At 70.2% G+C, this 16,161-nt stretch carries 21 protein-coding genes; 11 read left to right on the top strand and 10 right to left on the bottom strand.

Annotation, left to right across the window (positions count from 1 at the left end; all coding sequences use genetic code 11):
* Positions 1-24: 24 nt before the first annotated feature.
* Positions 25-429 (top strand): hypothetical protein, encoded by a 405-nt coding sequence (locus AC1RRS_RS17770; RefSeq protein ID WP_492856269.1) that lies wholly within the window; start codon positions 25-27, stop codon positions 427-429.
* Here the strand turns inward: AC1RRS_RS17770 and AC1RRS_RS17765 are convergent.
* Genes AC1RRS_RS17765 through AC1RRS_RS17755 form a run of 3 tightly spaced genes read right to left on the bottom strand, consistent with a single transcriptional unit; the run spans position 426 to position 1,835 of the window.
* Positions 426-905, bottom strand: a complete 480-nt coding sequence (locus AC1RRS_RS17765; protein WP_492856268.1) for a nucleoside deaminase — start codon at positions 903-905, stop codon at positions 426-428. The genes AC1RRS_RS17770 and AC1RRS_RS17765 overlap by 4 nt on opposite strands.
* Entirely contained in the window at positions 902-1,333 is a 432-nt protein-coding gene (locus AC1RRS_RS17760) for a type II toxin-antitoxin system VapC family toxin (protein WP_492856267.1), read from the bottom strand. The genes AC1RRS_RS17765 and AC1RRS_RS17760 overlap by 4 nt, the downstream gene beginning before the upstream one ends.
* Positions 1,323-1,835 carry a DUF7662 domain-containing protein gene (locus AC1RRS_RS17755; protein ID WP_492856266.1) on the bottom strand — a complete coding sequence of 171 codons (513 nt, stop codon included), beginning with the start codon at positions 1,833-1,835 and terminating at the stop codon, positions 1,323-1,325. The genes AC1RRS_RS17760 and AC1RRS_RS17755 overlap by 11 nt, the downstream gene beginning before the upstream one ends.
* Before the next feature lie 145 nt (positions 1,836-1,980).
* On the opposite strand from AC1RRS_RS17755, the gene AC1RRS_RS17750 reads away from it, so the two are divergent.
* On the top strand, positions 1,981-3,294 hold the full coding sequence (locus AC1RRS_RS17750) for a pseudouridine synthase (RefSeq protein ID WP_492856265.1): 1,314 nt from the start codon (positions 1,981-1,983) through the stop codon (positions 3,292-3,294).
* Positions 3,295-3,300: 6 nt separating this feature from the next.
* Here the strand turns inward: AC1RRS_RS17750 and AC1RRS_RS17745 are convergent, their stop codons facing one another.
* Positions 3,301-3,972, bottom strand: coding sequence for a CDP-alcohol phosphatidyltransferase family protein (locus tag AC1RRS_RS17745; RefSeq protein ID WP_492856264.1), 672 nt, complete (start codon positions 3,970-3,972; stop codon positions 3,301-3,303).
* A 108-nt stretch (positions 3,973-4,080) separates the two neighbouring features.
* Between AC1RRS_RS17745 and AC1RRS_RS17740 the strand changes: the two genes are divergently transcribed.
* Both AC1RRS_RS17740 and AC1RRS_RS17735 read left to right on the top strand, forming a co-directional pair.
* Positions 4,081-5,064 (top strand): phosphatidate cytidylyltransferase, encoded by a 984-nt coding sequence (locus tag AC1RRS_RS17740; RefSeq protein WP_492856263.1) that lies wholly within the window; start codon positions 4,081-4,083, stop codon positions 5,062-5,064.
* Between the two features lie 14 nt (positions 5,065-5,078).
* The gene (locus AC1RRS_RS17735; protein WP_492856262.1) at positions 5,079-5,732 is read left to right on the top strand and encodes a lysophospholipid acyltransferase family protein; all 654 of its coding nucleotides are present in this window, start codon (positions 5,079-5,081) and stop codon (positions 5,730-5,732) included.
* On the opposite strand, the gene AC1RRS_RS17730 is transcribed toward AC1RRS_RS17735, so the two are convergent.
* Entirely contained in the window at positions 5,729-6,673 is a 945-nt protein-coding gene (locus tag AC1RRS_RS17730; RefSeq protein ID WP_492856261.1) for a CPBP family intramembrane glutamic endopeptidase, read from the bottom strand. The genes AC1RRS_RS17735 and AC1RRS_RS17730 overlap by 4 nt on opposite strands.
* A gap of 169 nt (positions 6,674-6,842) precedes the next feature.
* Here AC1RRS_RS17730 and AC1RRS_RS17725 point away from each other — a divergent pair, with 169 nt between their 5' ends.
* Together AC1RRS_RS17725 and rsmD are read left to right on the top strand one after the other, a co-directional pair.
* Positions 6,843-7,499 (top strand): TMEM175 family protein, encoded by a 657-nt coding sequence (locus AC1RRS_RS17725; protein ID WP_492856260.1) that lies wholly within the window; start codon positions 6,843-6,845, stop codon positions 7,497-7,499.
* Positions 7,499-8,062, top strand: coding sequence for a 16S rRNA (guanine(966)-N(2))-methyltransferase RsmD (gene rsmD / locus AC1RRS_RS17720; RefSeq protein ID WP_492856259.1), 564 nt, complete (start codon positions 7,499-7,501; stop codon positions 8,060-8,062). Before AC1RRS_RS17725 ends, rsmD begins: the two co-directional genes overlap by 1 nt.
* A 4-nt stretch (positions 8,063-8,066) precedes the next feature.
* Here rsmD and AC1RRS_RS17715 read toward each other — a convergent pair whose 3' ends face one another.
* On the bottom strand, positions 8,067-8,549 hold the full coding sequence (locus AC1RRS_RS17715; RefSeq protein ID WP_492856258.1) for a hypothetical protein: 483 nt from the start codon (positions 8,547-8,549) through the stop codon (positions 8,067-8,069).
* A 40-nt stretch (positions 8,550-8,589) separates the two neighbouring features.
* Positions 8,590-9,237 carry a hypothetical protein gene (locus AC1RRS_RS17710; protein ID WP_492856257.1) on the bottom strand — a complete coding sequence of 216 codons (648 nt, stop codon included), beginning with the start codon at positions 9,235-9,237 and terminating at the stop codon, positions 8,590-8,592.
* Between the two features lie 179 nt (positions 9,238-9,416).
* Here AC1RRS_RS17710 and AC1RRS_RS17705 point away from each other — a divergent pair, with 179 nt between their 5' ends.
* From AC1RRS_RS17705 to AC1RRS_RS17695, 3 genes are all read left to right on the top strand, one after another.
* On the top strand, positions 9,417-10,061 hold the full coding sequence (locus AC1RRS_RS17705) for an HAD-IA family hydrolase (protein ID WP_492856256.1): 645 nt from the start codon (positions 9,417-9,419) through the stop codon (positions 10,059-10,061).
* A 29-nt stretch (positions 10,062-10,090) separates the two neighbouring features.
* A complete protein-coding gene (locus AC1RRS_RS17700; RefSeq protein WP_492856255.1) occupies positions 10,091-10,378 on the top strand; it encodes a 4a-hydroxytetrahydrobiopterin dehydratase in 288 nt (95 codons plus the stop codon).
* A 248-nt stretch (positions 10,379-10,626) separates the two neighbouring features.
* Entirely contained in the window at positions 10,627-11,412 is a 786-nt protein-coding gene (locus tag AC1RRS_RS17695; RefSeq protein WP_487290201.1) for an SDR family oxidoreductase, read from the top strand.
* Positions 11,413-11,586: 174 nt separating this feature from the next.
* Here the strand turns inward: AC1RRS_RS17695 and spdR are convergent, their stop codons facing one another.
* Both spdR and AC1RRS_RS17685 read right to left on the bottom strand, forming a co-directional pair.
* The gene (gene spdR / locus AC1RRS_RS17690; RefSeq protein WP_110120159.1) at positions 11,587-12,144 is read right to left on the bottom strand and encodes a stationary phase response regulator transcription factor SpdR; all 558 of its coding nucleotides are present in this window, start codon (positions 12,142-12,144) and stop codon (positions 11,587-11,589) included.
* 88 nt (positions 12,145-12,232) lie between these two features.
* Positions 12,233-13,636 (bottom strand): ActS/PrrB/RegB family redox-sensitive histidine kinase, encoded by a 1,404-nt coding sequence (locus tag AC1RRS_RS17685; RefSeq protein WP_492856254.1) that lies wholly within the window; start codon positions 13,634-13,636, stop codon positions 12,233-12,235.
* 57 nt (positions 13,637-13,693) lie between these two features.
* Here AC1RRS_RS17685 and AC1RRS_RS17680 point away from each other — a divergent pair, with 57 nt between their 5' ends.
* Together AC1RRS_RS17680 and AC1RRS_RS17675 are read left to right on the top strand one after the other, a co-directional pair.
* The gene (locus tag AC1RRS_RS17680; RefSeq protein ID WP_492856253.1) at positions 13,694-14,287 is read left to right on the top strand and encodes an SCO family protein; all 594 of its coding nucleotides are present in this window, start codon (positions 13,694-13,696) and stop codon (positions 14,285-14,287) included.
* Between the two features lie 100 nt (positions 14,288-14,387).
* A complete protein-coding gene (locus AC1RRS_RS17675; protein WP_487290204.1) occupies positions 14,388-15,653 on the top strand; it encodes a polyhydroxyalkanoate depolymerase in 1,266 nt (421 codons plus the stop codon).
* Here the strand turns inward: AC1RRS_RS17675 and AC1RRS_RS17670 are convergent.
* The gene (locus AC1RRS_RS17670) at positions 15,650-16,147 is read right to left on the bottom strand and encodes a hypothetical protein (RefSeq protein WP_492856252.1); all 498 of its coding nucleotides are present in this window, start codon (positions 16,145-16,147) and stop codon (positions 15,650-15,652) included. The two genes, AC1RRS_RS17675 and AC1RRS_RS17670, sit on opposite strands and share 4 nt — an antisense overlap.
* Positions 16,148-16,161: the final 14 nt, after the last annotated feature.

The raw sequence follows: 16,161 nt of genomic DNA, 5'->3' as shown, positions 1-16,161 counted from the left end.
ACCACGACGGGTTATGGGAAGTCCATGCGCCGCATCCTTGCCCTCCTCGCCGCCGTCCTGACGCTCGCCGGTCTTTGCGCCTCGCCCGCTTTCGCCAGCGGCCACGAGGCCAAGAAGGAGGCGCCGCCGACCTATTTCGCCCTGCCGACCATCACCGCCACGGCCATCCGCCGCGACGGCCGCAAGGGCGTGATGACGCTGGAGACCGGCATCGAGGCCAAGGATCCCAAGGTCATGGAATATGCCGTGGCCTCGACCCCGCGCCTGCGCGCGGCCTTCGCCCAGGTGCTGATGACCTACACCGCCGGCCTGCGCCGCGGCACGCCGCCCGACCTCGACTATATCGGCGCCGAGATGCAGAAGGCCGCCGACCGGGTGCTGGGCAAGAAGGGCGCGAAGGTGCTGCTCGGCTCGGCCATGGTGAACTAGGCTTCCGGCGGAGCGGGTTTCGCCTTCCGCCGCGCCCGGAAGAACCCGCGCAGCAGGTCGGCGCTCTCCTGCGCCATCACCCCGCCCGTCGTCTCCGGCCGCCAGTGACAGGTCGGCTGGGCGAAGAATTTCGGGCCGTGCACCACCGCCCCGCCCTTGGGATCGTCGGCGCCCCAGACCACCCGGCCGATGCGGGCGTGGCTGATCGCCCCGGCGCACATGGCGCAGGGCTCCAGGGTCACCACCAGGGTTAGGTCGGTCAGCCGGTAGTTCTCGAGCCTCGCCGCCGCCGCCCGCATGGCGGCGATCTCGGCGTGGGCGGTGGGATCGTGGGCGGCGATCGGACCATTGCCGGCCCGGGCGATCACCTCGCCCGTCCTCGGATCGAGGATCACCGCCCCCACCGGCGTCTCGCCCCGCTCGGCGGCCGCGCGGGCCTCCTCCAGGGCCAGGGCCATGGCGTCTTCGTCGGTCATGGGCGGCCTCCGTCTTCGAGCAGGCGAACATACGCGTCGAGGCCCGCGCCCCGCGCCTTGGCGACGAGACGGGCGTCGGCGGTGACCACCACCGCCCCGCGCTGCTCGGCGAGGGCGACATAGGCCGCGTCATAGGCGCTCATGCCATGTCGCGACGCCAGGGCGAAGGCGCGATCGGCCAGGCCGCCCATCGGGTGAAACTCGGCGACGATCTGATCCAGGGCCGAGACCGCGCGCCCGGCCCGCGCCTCGTCCAGCCCGTCGGTCCGCACCCGCCGGGCGGCGATGCTGGCGATCTCGATCCACAGCAGGTCGGGCGCGATCAGCCGGGCGTCGGACAGGACCAGGGCGCGGGCGGCGTCGGAGCCGGCTTCGATAAAGAACAGCTTGGCCGCCACCGAGGCGTCGAGCACGACCTCAGCGGCCATCGCGGTCCTCGCGCACCAGAGCGGCGCTGTCGGTCGCGCCGGCCGGCAGGGGCTGGGCCAGGTCGGCCAGCAGGGCCCGGCGGCGCTCGACGGCCAGGTCGTTGAGCAGCAGGGCGACGGCGGCCTCGCGCGGGACGCCGGCCGAGGCGGCCTGGCGGTCGATCATCTGCACGGCGGCCGGGTTCAGCAGGTCGAGCGGCACGGCGAGGTCTTCGCCGCGATGGCGAAACGGCGCCCCGCCCTCGGCGACGCCCCGCACGGCCTCGCGAACGAAGGTCACCCGGCGACCGGCCAGGTCCAGCGCCGAGGTCTTCCAGCCGGCGTCCAGCCAGGCAGCGGCGTGGGTGTGGCCGATGCGGGTGTTGGACCACCAGGCCTGATGCTCGCGCGCCGAGCGCGGCAGGGGAAAGCCCAGCACGGCTTCGATCTCGTCGAAAGCCAGGCGCAGCTCGTCACGGTCATAGGCGCCTTCGAGATGACGCTTGAGCGGTTCGTACTTCATCGCCGCCTCTCATCCATAAGTTATATACTGTTATATCACCTTGGATCCGAAAAGTCCGCGCCTTGATCCCTCCGGCGTTCGGCGCCATGAGATTTCTTCAACGCCCATCGTGAGATGCGCCCCTCCCATCGAAGGAACACCGGTCATGACCGACAAGTACCAGCCCGCCCTGCACGACGCCGTCGAGCACGACACCGACGCCGAGGGCGGCGAGCGCGTCGCCAAGGCCCTCGCCCGCGCGGGCGTGGCCTCGCGGCGCGAGGTCGAGCGGCTGATCGAGGCCGGCAAGGTGGTGCTGAACGGCCAGGTGCTGACCACCCCGGCCGTGCGCGTGTTTCCCGGCGACCTGCTGGTCGTCGACGGTAAGCTGGTCGAGGATCGCCAGCAGACCCGCCTGTTCCGCTATCACAAGCCCACCGGCCTGGTGACCACCCACAACGATCCGGGCGGCCGTCCGACCGTGTTCGGCGCCCTGCCCCACGGCCTGCCGCGGCTGATCTCGGTCGGTCGCCTCGACCTGAACTCCGAGGGCCTGCTGCTGCTGACCAACGACGGCGAGCTGTCGCGCGCCCTGGAGATGCCGCAGAACGCCTGGACCCGCCGCTATCGCGCCCGCGCCTTCGGCCACGCCACCCAGGAAACGCTGGACAAGCTGAAGGACGGCAAGACCATCGAGGGCGTCCGCTACGGCCCGATCGAGGCCAAGCTCGACAAGGCCCAGGACAAGGCCGGCGGCGGGCGCAACGTGTGGATCACGATCACGCTGAGCGAAGGCAAGAACCGCGAGGTCCGCAAGGTGCTGGAGTCGGTGGGCCTGAAGGTCAACCGCCTGATCCGCCTGTCCTACGGCCCGTTCGCCCTGGGCACGCTGCTGACCGGCCAGGTCGAGGAGGTCGGTCCGCGGGTGATCCGCGAACTGCTCGAAGGCGTGATCTCGGAAGAGAACATGCCCACGGGCGACCGGCCGCAATTCGTCGGCGTCGCCGATCCGCTCTACGCCCCGGGCGTGGCCAAGGACGGCGAGCGTCCGCGCGGCGGCGAGGTGCAGCGCCGCGCGCCCTCGGGCCGCGCCCCGCAGATCGCCACGCCGAAGGTCGAGGAGCCAAAGAAGGTATACAAGGCCGGCTGGGCCAAGGCCAAGATCCGCACCGACGGCCACAAGGCCAAGAGCCACAAGCCCAAGTCGCTGGAGACCAAGTTCGTCGACAAGGCCCCGCCGCGCGGCAAGCCGCCGGGCCCGCGCCCGGGCGCGGCCAAGGATGCGGCGGGCAAGGGTCCGGTGGGCAAGGGGCCTCTGAACAGAGGACCGGCCAGCAAGGCCGGTGCGAGCAAGGCCGCCCCCCAGGGCGCCGTGCGCGGGAACGTGACGGCGGCTCGCCCGACCACCAAGCCCGCCGGCTTCAAGGGCCCGCGTCCGACCACCGGCGGCAAGCCCGCGCCGCGCGGTCCGAAGCGGTAGACCTTCCTACCCCTTCTCAGCCAGCCGCGTGGCGAGGTTCCCTGTCCGCCGCGCCACGGTGACCAGGGTTCCGACGGCGATCACCGCCAGGCCAAGGGACAGCACCTCGCCGCGCCCGCGCCACAGCGGCTCGAAGGCGGCGACGGCGCAGGCCGCCGTCAGCACCGCCATGCGCTGGGGCTTGGCCAGGGGTCCGGAGAAGTCGGCGGGAAAGCCGAGGCCTCGGCCGAGCTCGCGCACATAGGCCGTCAGCACCGCCAGCACGGCGGCGAGCCAGCCCAGGGCCGGGCCGCCCGAGAAGCCGGCCGTCATCGCCCCGTAGCCGGCCCCGGCCAGCAGCAGCACGTCGGCGATGCGGTCGGGCAGTTCGTTCCAGATCGGGCCGAACGGGCTCCCGCGCCCGTGCTCCACCGCCACCAGGCCGTCGAGCAGGTTGCAGACCAGCCGCAGCTGGATGCAGGCGGCCGCCACGACCAGGGCCGCGCCGCGCGGCCAGCCGTCCACCCCGCCGCTGGCCGCCAGCAGGGCCCCGCCCAGGCCCGCGAAGGCCAGGCCCAGGCCCGAGATCGCGTCGGCCTTGATCCCCTTGCCGGCCACGGCCTTGGCCAGGCCCTTGGCCCAGGCGGTCTGGCGGCTCCTCAGCGGGCGGCGGTTGTCGAGGTCGGGCGCATCGGTCATCGGGTGGCTTTCCGGCGGGGCGTCGTTCCCGGAAGGGCGACGGCGGCGGGAAGTTCCACGCCTCTGCGCAACTAGGCTATACCGAAGGTCGAGCCAGCGGGAGCGTCGATGGATTTCGCCGATTGGATAGGACGGGCGCAGGCCTTCCTGGCCGCCAAGCCGCCCGCCCTGCTGGCGGGCCTGGGCGGCGTGGTGATCCTGCTGGGCGTCGCCAGCGCCATCGCCGCCGTCCTGCCGCTGCTCAAGCCCGGCAAGTCGTTCGAGGAGCTGCGGCTGCGCATCGCCTCGTGGTGGGGGATGGTCGCCCTGCTGGCCGGGGCGCTGCTGCTGGGTTGGCAGGCGACCACCACCGTGTTCGCCTTCATCTCGTTCCTGGCCCTGCGCGAGTTCCTGTCTCTCGCGGTCCGGCGGCGCGAGGACCGGCCGGCCATCCTGGCGGCCTATGGCTGCCTGATCGCGGCCTACGGCTTCATCGTCGCCGACCGCTACATGTTCTACATCGTGTTCATCCCGGTCTGGGTGTTCCTGGGGCTACCCGCCCTGATGGCCCTGATCGGCCAGACGCGCGGCTATCTGGCCAGCGCCGCCACCTTCCACTGGGGCCTGGTCACCTGCGTCTACAATCTGGGGGTCGTGGCCTTCCTGATGCGGGTGCCCGACAGCGAGCCGCTGCCGGCCGGGGCGGCGGGCCTGGTGTTCTTCCTGCTGCTGGCCACCGAGTTCAACGACGTCGCCCAATACTGCTGGGGCAAGCTGGTCGGCCGCCACAAGATCCTGCCCAAGGTCAGCCCCAACAAGACCTGGGAGGGTTTCATCGGCGGCTGGATCACCACCGCCGCCCTGATCTGGTTTCTCGGCCCGGTGTTCACGCCGCTGTCGGGCCTGGGCCTGGCCATCGTCGCCTTCGTGCTGCCGGCGGCGGGCTTCGCCGGCGACGTGACCATGAGCGCCATCAAGCGCGACATCGGGGTGAAGGACACCTCGCACGCCATTCCCGGCCACGGCGGGGTGCTGGACCGCGCCGACAGCCTGACCTTCACCGCCCCGCTCTACTTCCACCTGCTGGCCCTGTTCGGCCTGCAGAAGTTCTGAGCTAGGCTGGCGAGGTGCGCTTCCTACGCTTCCTCCTGCTCGTGCTCGTCGCCCGGCCGCTGGCGGTGCTGATGACAGGCGCGGACGTCACCGGTCGCGAGCGCCTGCCGCTGAAGGGTCCGGCGATCATCGCCGCCAACCACGCAAGCCATGTCGACACCCTGCTGATGCTGGCTGTGTTCCCGTCGCGGGCGGTGTCGAAGCTGCGGCCGGCGGCGGCGGCCGACTATTTCCTGCGCGATCCGGTGATCGGCTGGTTCTCGCGCCATGTGATCGGCATCGTGCCGGTGGCGCGCGGCAAGGCGGCCGACGGCGAGGACGTGCTGGCCCCGGCCCGCGCCGCCCTGGCGGCCGGCGAGATCGTGCTGATCTTTCCCGAAGGCACGCGCGGCGACGGCGAAAGCGACGAGATGGGCCAGCTGAAGAGCGGCGTCGCCCGCCTGGCCGAGGCCTTCCCGCAGGCGCCGGTGATCCCGGTGTGGATCCAGGGCGCCGGCCGGGTGCTGCCCAAGGGCGCCAGCGTGCCGGTGCCGCTGAACTGCGCGGTGCTGGTGGGCGAGCCGGTGGTCTGGACCGGCCGGCGCGGCGGCTTCATGGACGCCCTGCGCGCGGCCATGCTGGCCCTGAAGGCCCAGGCCCCGCCGCTGCGCTGGTCGGAAGAACCCTAGGCCGTCACCACGCCCGCCCAGCGCGACAGCCGGGGCGTGCGGGCCACCAGTTCGGCCAGACCCACATAGAGCGCCAGCATGCCGGCGGCGATCGGAACCACCTCCCAGCGGAAGGGGTGGGGCGCTTCGGGGGCCAGGGTCATCGGCTGCAGGAACAGCAGGATGACGATGTTGTTGGCCGCGTGGGCGCCGATCGAGAACTCGATCCCGCCCAGCCGCAGCGTCGCCCAGGCCAGGCCGACGCCCAGCACCATCCGCACCAGGAAGGCGTCGGGATTGGGATCGAAGTGAATGGCCGAGAACAGCAGGCCGTTGATCGCCAGCACCAGCCAGGCGCGGTGGGTGAAGGCGCCCGAAAGCTTCAGCAGCCAGCCACGGAACACCAGCTCCTCGGCCGCCGCGGCGACCAGCAGCAGGCCGATCGCGCCCGCCGCATGCACGAAGCGGCTGTCGAGATCCGGCGTCAGGGTCAGGATCGGCGCGGCCGGCGGATGCGGGTCGAGCTGGGCCAGGCCCGCCAGCAACGGTCCCAGCGTCACGGCGAACAAGGCCAGCCCCAGCAGGGTCAGTCGCCAGCGAAAGCTCGGCGCACTGGTCAGGTAGGACGTCAGGCGGCGCTCGTGCAGCATGGCGGCGACGGCGGCGAAGGCCGTGGCCATGCCGCCGTTGGTGGCGGCCAGCAGGCACAGGACGAACAGCAGGCTCTGCAGGGTTCCGGCGGCCGTGCTCGGATCGCGCAGCGACTCCATCAGGGCCATGGCCGTATCGAAGCCGCCCGGGGCCAAGCCCGCGAACAGGGCCATGACGAAGACCGCCCCGATGATCGCCGCCAGGGCCGCTGCGATCACGCCCACGGGCAAGGTCAGCAGCACGCGGCTGATGCGGCGGTCGGCCGGCGTCAGGTCGCCCAGGAAGGCCGATCCTCTCACGTCCTCGAACACGCCGCCGTCCCCTCGTACAACCCCTGCTCCTCGCTAGAGCGGCGCGAGGCTAAGGAAAAGGGTTTTCGATCGATCCGCCCCCGCGACTTGCCGCCGCGCGGCGATGAAGGCACACATCCCCCGGTATTTGGCCCCAGTGTTTGTGGGGCGATCGCCCACGGGGGGTTTCATGAGCAAGACGGCGAACGCGGGCGGACACGAAGGCAGCGCCCCCCACCTGCATAGGCTGGTGCTGTTTTCGGACGCGGTCTTCGCGATCGCCATCACCCTGCTGGCCATCGAGATCCACCCGCCCGAGCACTGGAGCGGCATCGCCGACCTGTTCGGCCAGATGGGCCACAAGCTGTGGGCCTATGCGGTCAGCTTCGCGGTGATCGGCGTCTACTGGATCAGCCACCGGCGGATCTTCGCCCGGCTGCGGACGGCCAACGGCGTGCTCGACGTGCTCAATCTGGTCGTCCTGGGCCTGATCGGCCTGCTGCCCCTGGTCACCGAACTGCTGTGGGAGCACGGCGGCGCGGCCGCCATCGTCTATCTGGGCCTGGTGACGGCGATCGGCTTCGCCCTGGCGGCCCTCTGGGGCTACGCGGCCTTCGTCGGCGAACTGACCGGCCCGGTGCATCGGGGCGAGGCCCTGTTCACGCTGGCGCGCGTGGCGATCGCGCCCGGCCTGATGTGCGGCCTGATCTTCTTCGCTCTCAACCACGCCTGGGGCCTGGTCCTGCTGGCCCTGGCGCTGGCCGCCTTCATCGCCGGCGGCCGCTACATGCGCCGGCAGGCCGAGCAGACCGTCGAGATCGACCAACCCGAAGAGGCCTCGGCCTGATGCGCATCGTCTCCGGCCAGTTCCGCGGCAAGACCATCGCCACCCCGCCGGGCGACGCCACCCGTCCGACCTCGGACCGCGCCCGCCAGGCCGTGTTCAACATCCTCGAGCACGCCGCCTGGGCGCCGGAACTGCACGGGGCGCGGGTGATCGACGTCTTCGCCGGCTCGGGGGCCCTCGGTCTGGAAGCCCTCTCGCGCGGGGCCGTGAACTGCCTGTTCGTCGAGACCAACGAGGCCGCGCGCGGCGCCATCCGCCAGAACATCGACGCCTTCGGCCTGTTCGGCCAGACCCGCGTGCACCGCCGCGACGCCACCGACCTGGGTCTCCGCCCCGCCAGCGCCGGTCCGGCCTTCGACATCGCCTTCCTCGACCCGCCCTACGCCAAGGGCCTGGGCGAAAAGGCCCTGACCGAACTGGTCGCCGGCGGCTGGCTGGCCCCGGGCGCCATCGTGGTGTTCGAGCGCGGCGTCGGCGAACCGGATCCGGCGCTGGAAGCCTTCGAGACCCTGGACGCCCGCGACTACGGCGCGGCGCGGGTGCTGTTCCTGCGGCTGCTGTAGCGCCTCAAAGGCCCAGAGCACGCGGCGCCTGGTCGAGCGCCGCGTTCATTTCGCCATCGTCCTGGCAGCCGAGATCCACGACGAGGGTCCGACGCTCGTCGCCGCGCGACCACGCGATGATCACGCCGGCCGAGTCGAAGACATGGTCCTTGCAGTTTTCTTCCCCGACCGATCGGTCGGCGGCCGGCCTGTAGGCTTCCAGCGCCTGACGGAAGGCCGCGAACTGCTCGGGCGTGACGTGGCGCGTAAAGCGCCGTCGGCGCCAGTCGCCGAAGCGGACCTGATACTCGGTCTCGCCGCGCAACACGCCGTCCTCGCCGACGGTGAAGGTCGTTTGCTCACACCGCCCGCCGCAGAACGGCGGCGGAGAAGGTCTGTAGGTGATGCGCTCGATCCCCGGCGGCGAGCGTGGAACGCTTGCGCAGGCGGACAGGGCCAGCCCGATCCCCGCGAGCGCCGCTCGCATCCGATTGAGGTCACGCTTCATGACGCCATTCATGCCGCGTGAGCGCGCCGCTGTCGAACGGTCAGGGCCGCTTGCCCGGCCAGACCAGGTAGCCGTATTCGTCGCGGCCGGCCGACTGGTATTCGCCGTAAGAGCCGTAGGCCGCCGCATAGCCGTAGCTGGAAGCCGGTCCGGCCTCGGCGTAGCCGCTGGCGGCGCTGTCGTAGCGCTCGCGGCTGGACTCGTAGGACTCCTCGGTGCGCGAATAGGCCGAGCCGCCGCGATAGGTTTCCTGGCGGGCGACGTCGCCGCGATAGCCGTCATCCCGATACCCGCCCTCTTGATAGCCGGCGTCATAGCCGGCGTCGTCGTGACGGCGGCTGTAGCGGTCGGGCGCGTATTCCGGCGGCGGAGGCGGCGGCGGCAGGGCGGCGTGGTCCTCCACCCGCAGCGGCGGGCGGCCATAGCTCCAGCGGTCGAAGTCGCTCCAGCCGCGCTCGCCGTCGTCGCACTCCACCCGCTCCCAGCGATAGGCCCCGCCGGGACCGGTGACGCGGCGGGCGACGCATTCGCCAGGCCGGGTGTCGGGCGGCAGGATCTCCGGATCGACCGGCAGACTGGCGCGGTCGGGCGGACCGCCGGCCAGGCCGCGATCATGGGCCAGGGCCGGGGCGGCCAAGGCCAGGCCGGCGACGATCAGCAGCGGGGCGAAGCGGAAAGCATGGCGCATGGGGGAACACTCCAGGCCCGTTAATAAATCAGACCCGGGCGAGGCGCGCCCGCTCTTTCGCGCTCGGCGCGAGCTTGGCCGTTGATCACAGGGGGAACGAAGGCGGGATCGAAGGCGGCTTTTCCCATCGCCCGTCCTCGCCTAGGATCACATTCAAACAATCGTTCGAGGCGGGCGTCATGGCGATCGAGGCGGTGATCTGGGATTTCGGCGGGGTGTTCACCACCTCGCCCTTCGAAGCCTTCCGCCGCTACGAGGCGCGCAACGACCTGCCGACCGACTTCCTGCGCGGGGTCAACGCCGTCGATCCCGACACCAACGCCTGGGCGCGGTTCGAGCGGGCCGAGATCGACGCGGCCGCCTTCGACGCCCTGTTCCTGGAGGAGTCCACGCGGCTGGGCCACGCCGTGCCGGGGGCCGACGTGCTGCCGCTGCTGTCGGGCGAGGTGCGGCCCGGGATGGTGGCGGCGCTGAAAGCCTGCAAGGCCCGATTCAAGGTCGGCTGCATCACCAACAACGTGCCCGGCGCCGGCCATGGGACGGGCATGGCCTCGTCGCCGGAAAAGGCCGCGGCCGTGAGCGAGATCCTGTCGCTGTTCGACGCCCTGATCGAAAGCTCCAAGGCCGGGGTGCGCAAGCCCGACCCGCGCATCTACCAGATGATGTGCGAGCTGCTGGATGTCGCGCCCGAAGCTTGCGTCTATCTCGACGACCTGGGGGTCAACTGCAAGCCGGCGGCCGCCCTGGGCATGACCGCCATCAAGGTGAGCAGCGAAGAGCAGGCCATTGCCGAGCTTGCGGCGGCGACCGGATTGGCGTTCTGAAGAAGGCTGACGTTTTCGGAGCCGCCCGCATGACCGCCCCCGCCAAGATCGGCGCCGCCGCCGCCCTCGCCCAGCTCGAAGGCTGGACCGCCGCCAGCGGCAAGGACGCCATCGAGAAGACCTATAGGTTCGACAACTTCAACGCCGCCTTCGGCTTCATGACCCGCGTGGCCATCGAGGCCGACAAGCGCGACCATCACCCCGAGTGGTTCAACGTCTACAACCGCGTCGAGGTGACCCTGACCACTCACGACTGCGACGGCGTGAGCGAACGCGACGTGCAGTTGGCGAAGTTCATGGACGCGATCGCGGGATAGCGAGCCTCTAGACGCCCCCTCTCAATGCCCGTCATTCCCGCCCTTGTGGCGGGAAACCCTGGTTCCGCTAACACGTGAGGCGCAAGCGACGTGCTGAGCACGTCGCCTCATCCGCCCTTGCGGCTGACAGAGGGCTTCCCGCCACAAGGGCGGGAATGACGGGAAGGAAAGGGGCGCCGCATTCTTGCCCCTTCCCCTCCTCCCGCATCCGGTTCAAACTATCGTTTGAATTTCAGGGAGGACGCCGAATGGCGCAGACCACGGGCCGGGTCGCCGGCAAGAAGGCCTTCATCACCGGCGCGGCCCAGGGACTGGGCGCGGCGGCGGCGCGCAAGCTGGCCTCGGAGGGCGCCAAGGTCGCCCTGGCCGACATCAATGTCGACGGGGCCAAGGCCGTGGCGGCCGAGATCAACGCCGCCCACGGCGCCGGCACGGCCTTCGCCTACGCCCTCGACGTCACCCAGGAAGACCAGTGGATCGCGGCCCTCGAAGCGGCGGCGAACGACCTCGGCGGGATTTCGGTTCTGGTCAACAACGCCGGGGTGGCCGGCGACAAGCCGCTGGAGCAGATGGAGTTCGACCTCTGGAAGAAGATCATGTCGATCAATGTCGACAGCGTCTTCCTGGGGGCCAAGCACGCCCTGACCCACATGCGCGCCCACCAGCCGGGCTCGATCGTCAACATCAGCTCGATCGCCGGCCTGATCGCCAACCACAACTCGCCGGCCTACAACGCCTCCAAGGCCGGGGTCTGGCTGCTCAGCAAGAACATCGCCCTCTACTGCGCCAAGCAGGGGCTCGACATTCGCTCGAACTCGATCCACCCGACCTTCATCGACACGCCTATCCTCGACCCGCTGAGCCAGCGCATCGGCAAGGAAGAGGCCCACGCCAAGCTCGGCCGGCAGATCCCGCTGGGCCATATCGGCGAGCCCGACGACATCGCCAACGCCGTGCTCTACCTGGCCAGCGACGAGAGCAAGTTCATGACCGGGGCCGAGCTGAAGCTGGATGGCGGCATATCGGCGATGTGACGCGCGATCCTTCTCCCCTTGCGGGAGAAGGTGTCGGCGAAGCCGACGGATGAGGGGTCGCACCCACGAAAAACGCCGCGGCGGCTGGTCAGCTGTCGCGGCGTCTTGCTTTTGAGAGACCCCTCACCCGACCTCCCTTCGGGAGGCCACCCTCTCCCGCAAGGGGAGAGGGGGTTAGCGCGGCGCTCGCTTCGCGAGGATCCGTTGCAGGGTGCGGCGGTGCATGTTGAGGCGGCGGGCCGTCTCGGAGACGTTGTGGCCGCACATCTCGTAGACCCGCTGGATGTGCTCCCAGCGCACGCGGTCGGCGCTCATCGGGTTTTCCGGCGGGGCGGGCGCGGCGTCCTTGGCGGCCAGCAGGGCGCGGGCCACGTCGTCGGCGTCGGCCGGCTTGGAGAGATAGTCGACCACCCCGGCCTTAACCGCCGCCACCGCGGTGGCGATGTTGCCGTAGCCGGTCAGCATGATGACCTTGGCGTCGGCGCGGGCGTCGCGCACGGCCTCGACCACCTTGAGGCCCGAGCCGTCCTCGAGCCGCATGTCCAGCACCGCATGGGCCGGGGCGTTGCTCTTCAGCGTGCTCATCGCCTCGGCCACCGAGGCGCAAAGCGTCACCTCGAAGCCGCGTTGTTCCAAAGCTCGACCGAGCCGCGTTCTCAGCGGCGCATCGTCGTCGAGCAGAAGCAGGGACTTGTCCGGCAGCGCCGCGACCAGTTCACCGATATCCGCCATGAACTCAGCGCCTCCCCGCGCCAATACTCAACCGGGTGTCGTGCACCATCATGTGTACGACTTGCAAAACTTCGCAAGTCTTTCGTCTTCAAACGCCGATGAAGCCAGGAGCCTCCATCGCCGGGCGCGGCCACCGCGCGGCCACCACCGCGCCGCCTCGTCGTCCATTTCTGAAATCCACCGCCGCCCCTGTTCGTTCCAACAGGGTCTTGGCGATGAAGAAGCCCAGGCCCATGCCGATGTGGCCGGTCCGGGAGCCTTCCGCCCCAGGACGTGACGTTACGTAAGGTTCGCCTAGTTTGGCCAGTACTTCCGGAGAAAAACCCGGACCGTCGTCGCGAACCTCGATCAGGATCGAGCGGGCGTCGAAGCGGGCCACGACGATCACCTCCGAACGGGCGAAGTCGACGGCGTTCTCGACGATCGAGGTCAGGGCGTGGATCACCTCGGCCCGCCGCCAGACGTCGGGCGCGGATTCGCCGGAGGGACCGTTGACCACCGCTTCGACCCGCACGCCGTGGATCATGTGCGGCTCGATGATCTCGTGCACCAGCTGGGTCAGGCTCATGCGCTCGTGCACGGCGTCCTGGGCCTCGGGCATCTCGGTCAGGCGTTGCAGGATCTCGCGGCAGCGGGCGGCCTGGCCGATCAGCAGTTCGGCGTCCTCGCGGGTCTGCTCGTCGGGGGCGCCGCGCGCCATCTCGCGAGCGACGACCGAGATGGTGGCGAGCGGCGTGCCCAGTTCGTGCGCCGCCGCGGCCGCCAGGGCGCCCAGGGCCGACAGCCGCTGCTCGCGGGCCAGCACGGTCTCGGTGACGTTGAGGGCCAACTCCATGCGGGCCGACTCCGTCGCCGCCTGCCAGGCGTAGAGGCCGGTGACGACGATCCCCAGCACCCGGGCCGCGACGATGGCGATGACCACCATGCCCTCGGGCCGGGGCGTGGCCGGCACGCCGGCGGCCGACGGCAGCGGCATGTAGAGGAAGGCCAGCACGATGCTGACGATGACCGCCAGCACGCCCAGGCCCAGGGCGTAGCGCGCCGGCAGGGTGGCCGCCGCCAGGGTGACGGGCGCGATCAGCAGCAGGGAGAACGGATTGAACACCCCGCCGGTCAGATAGAGCATGCCGGCCAGTTGCAGGATGTCGAAGGCGATCTGGGCGGTGGCCTCGACGTCGCGGGCCATGCGCTGGCCGGTCGAGGCCAGGCCGATCAGCACGTTCAACCACGCCGAGAGCGCGATCAGCGAGAAGCAGAGGGCGTAGGGCACCTGGACGTCGAGGACGAGGCCGCAGAACAGCACCGTCACCGATTGACCCGCCACGGTCAGCCAGCGCTGGGCCAGCAGGGTTCGCACCCGGAGGCGGCCGCGGCGGAGCCCAGGACCCGCCCACGACCAGTCGTCGCTGTCTTGCGCCGCTCCGCCGTCGGGCCTATCGAGCCCGTCGTGGGATAGTTTCTTCGGCGCGTCCTTGAACGAAGCGTCGGCCATGTCGCCACATTAAGGCCAGAAATTTCGATCTGGCGAGCCCCAAAGGACGCGTACCCCATGAACCGCAACCGCCTGACCGTCCTGGCCGTGTGCGTGGTGGGGGTGATCCTGGCCGGCGCGCTGATCTTCCGCAGCGGGGTCTTTTCGCCTCCGCCGCCGCCCTCGGCGGTGGGCGGACCGTTCCAGCTGGTCGACTATGACGGCAAGCCGGTCGACGAAACGGTGCTCAAGGGCAAGTGGAGCGCCCTGTTCTTCGGCTTCACCTACTGCCCCGACGTCTGCCCCGGCACGCTGCAGGCCCTGGCGACCGCCAGCGACCAGCTGGGCCCCAGGGCCAAGGACCTGCAGATCGTCATGGTCTCGGTCGATCCGCAGCGCGACACGCCGGCGGTGATGAAGACCTACCTGACGGCCGGCTACCTGCCCAAGAACATCGTCGGCCTGACCGGCTCGCCGGCCCAGGTGGACGCGGCGGTGAAGACCTATCGCGGCTACTACAAGAAGGTCGGCGACGGCCCCGACTACAGCGTCGACCACTCCACGGCGATCTACGTCATCGACCCCAAGGGCCGCTTCGACCGGGTCATCGCCTACAGCCTGCCGCCCGAAGAGATCGCCCGTCAGCTGAAGGCGGCGATGGACGGGCGGTAGAACGCCCATTTTTGCGGCGCAATGCCGCTAGGTCACTTCAGGGCTGTACCTTCTTAACCGCCAGCGTGTTATGCTGCATTGCACAATCGCTGGAGACGGCATGCTGTACGCCCTGCACGAAGCGAGCTTCTACGCCTCGACCCCGCTACGCCTGGCCGCCCGCGCGGCCCGGGACTTCTGGGGCTCGCCCCTGAACCCGGCCGCCAGCACCGAGCTGGGCCGGCGGCTCTATGCCGGCGCCGACCTGTTCTCCAACGTCACCCGCCGCTACGGCAAGCCCGACTGGCGGATCGACAGCGTCAAGATCAACGACGTCGACGTGCGCGTGCGCCCCACCGTCGTCTGGCAGAGCCCGTGGGCCCGGCTGATCCAGTTCGACCGCGACATGTCCGACATGCGCCGCGCCGGCCGCTTCGAGCTGGACCCCGCCGTGCTGATCGTCGCCCCGCTTTCGGGCCACTACGCCACGCTGCTGCGCGGCACGGTCGAGGCCTTCCTGCCCGACCACGCGGTGTTCATCGTCGACTGGCAGAACGCCCGCGAAGTTTCGGTCCTGCAGGGCCGCTTCGACTTCCACGACTATATCGACCACATCCGCGACATGCTGCGGGTGCTGGGGCCGCGCCCCAACGTGCTGGCCGTCTGCCAGCCCGGACCGCCGGTGCTGGCCGCCGCCGCCCTGATGGCCGAGGACAACGATCCCTCGCGTCCGGCCAGCATGACCTTCATGGGCTCGCCGATCGACGCGCGCCTGTCGCCGACCGTGACCAACAACCTGGCGGAGGAAAAGCCCTTCACCTGGTTCCAGTCGAACATGATCTACACCGTGCCCGCGCCCTATCCGGGCATGGGCCGGCGCGTCTATCCGGGCTTCGTGCAGCTGGCCAGCTTCATGAGCATGAACGCCGACAAGCACCAGGAAGCCCACCAGCGCTACTTCCACAGCCTGGTCGACGGCGACGGCGACAGCGCCGACAAGCACCTGGAATTCTACGACGAGTACCTGTCGGTGCTCGACCTGACCGAAGAATTCTATCTCCAGACCATCGACATCGTCTTCCAGCGGCACCTGCTGCCGAAGGGCGAGCTGATGCATCGCGGCCGCCACGTGAACACCGCGGCGATCACCGACATCGGCCTGATGACGGTCGAGGGCGAGAAGGACGACATCTCCGGCATCGGCCAGACCCAGGCCGCCCACGACCTGTGCACGAACATCCCGGCAGAGCTGAAGGAAGACTACGTCCAGCCGGGCGTGGGCCACTACGGGGTGTTCAACGGCCGCCGGTTCCGTGAGGAGATCTATCCCAAGGTCCGCGACTTCATCCTGCGCAGCGATCCGAACTTCGGCGGCAAGAAAGCCTAGTCGCCGGCCGCGCCCCTGAGGCGGCGATCACCCGGCCAGCGGGGCGCGGTATAGATTCCCGACGGCGCGGAACCGCCCTCGCCCAGCGCGGCCAGGGCGACGCGGCGGCGCCCGTCGACGGCCACGAAGACGTTGGCCTTGGCCGCCTCCAGAGCCTCCGGCGTGACGGCGACCAAACGGATCTCGCGCAGAAACAGCGGCCCCTGCGCCCGCAGCGGCGCCGCCTGCCATGAGCATGTCAGGTCCGCGCAGGCGACGCGGTAGACGACGCAGGCGTTCTCGACGCAGGTCTGGCGCAGGCTCTCGGCCGGCAGGTCGATGAAGTTGTCACCGGCGACGACCTGCACCTTCACGCCAAGCCGCGCCGCCGCCTCGGGATCGGCCACGGCCGGGCGGCCGTCCCTCACGACGCGCACCGAACCGACGACCTCGGAGACAGGCGCGTAGTCGCGAGCGATGCAGAAGGGCGGATCCTGGCAGACGAGATCGAACACGCGGAACTCCGGTC

It is taken from the genome of Caulobacter sp. GW821-FHT12A07, assembly GCF_058807655.1.
Note: the sequence above shows the minus strand (reverse complement) of the source record. Positions and strands in the feature narration are given on the sequence as shown.

Bases quoted from the DNA above. Each gene is read 5' to 3' on its own strand.
- AC1RRS_RS17770 (WP_492856269.1), top strand. From the start codon at position 25: ATGCGCCGCATCCTTGCCCTCCTCGCCGCCGTCCTGACGCTCGCCGGT.
- AC1RRS_RS17765 (WP_492856268.1), bottom strand. From the start codon at position 905: ATGACCGACGAAGACGCCATGGCCCTGGCCCTGGAGGAGGCCCGCGCG.
- AC1RRS_RS17760 (WP_492856267.1), bottom strand. From the start codon at position 1,333: ATGGCCGCTGAGGTCGTGCTCGACGCCTCGGTGGCGGCCAAGCTGTTC.
- AC1RRS_RS17755 (WP_492856266.1), bottom strand. From the start codon at position 1,835: ATGAAGTACGAACCGCTCAAGCGTCATCTCGAAGGCGCCTATGACCGT.
- AC1RRS_RS17750 (WP_492856265.1), top strand. From the start codon at position 1,981: ATGACCGACAAGTACCAGCCCGCCCTGCACGACGCCGTCGAGCACGAC.
- AC1RRS_RS17745 (WP_492856264.1), bottom strand. From the start codon at position 3,972: ATGACCGATGCGCCCGACCTCGACAACCGCCGCCCGCTGAGGAGCCGC.
- AC1RRS_RS17740 (WP_492856263.1), top strand. From the start codon at position 4,081: ATGGATTTCGCCGATTGGATAGGACGGGCGCAGGCCTTCCTGGCCGCC.
- AC1RRS_RS17725 (WP_492856260.1), top strand. From the start codon at position 6,843: ATGAGCAAGACGGCGAACGCGGGCGGACACGAAGGCAGCGCCCCCCAC.
- rsmD (WP_492856259.1), top strand. From the start codon at position 7,499: ATGCGCATCGTCTCCGGCCAGTTCCGCGGCAAGACCATCGCCACCCCG.
- AC1RRS_RS17715 (WP_492856258.1), bottom strand. From the start codon at position 8,549: ATGAAGCGTGACCTCAATCGGATGCGAGCGGCGCTCGCGGGGATCGGG.
- AC1RRS_RS17710 (WP_492856257.1), bottom strand. From the start codon at position 9,237: ATGCGCCATGCTTTCCGCTTCGCCCCGCTGCTGATCGTCGCCGGCCTG.
- AC1RRS_RS17705 (WP_492856256.1), top strand. From the start codon at position 9,417: ATGGCGATCGAGGCGGTGATCTGGGATTTCGGCGGGGTGTTCACCACC.
- AC1RRS_RS17700 (WP_492856255.1), top strand. From the start codon at position 10,091: ATGACCGCCCCCGCCAAGATCGGCGCCGCCGCCGCCCTCGCCCAGCTC.
- AC1RRS_RS17695 (WP_487290201.1), top strand. From the start codon at position 10,627: ATGGCGCAGACCACGGGCCGGGTCGCCGGCAAGAAGGCCTTCATCACC.
- spdR (WP_110120159.1), bottom strand. From the start codon at position 12,144: ATGGCGGATATCGGTGAACTGGTCGCGGCGCTGCCGGACAAGTCCCTG.
- AC1RRS_RS17685 (WP_492856254.1), bottom strand. From the start codon at position 13,636: ATGGCCGACGCTTCGTTCAAGGACGCGCCGAAGAAACTATCCCACGAC.
- AC1RRS_RS17680 (WP_492856253.1), top strand. From the start codon at position 13,694: ATGAACCGCAACCGCCTGACCGTCCTGGCCGTGTGCGTGGTGGGGGTG.
- AC1RRS_RS17675 (WP_487290204.1), top strand. From the start codon at position 14,388: ATGCTGTACGCCCTGCACGAAGCGAGCTTCTACGCCTCGACCCCGCTA.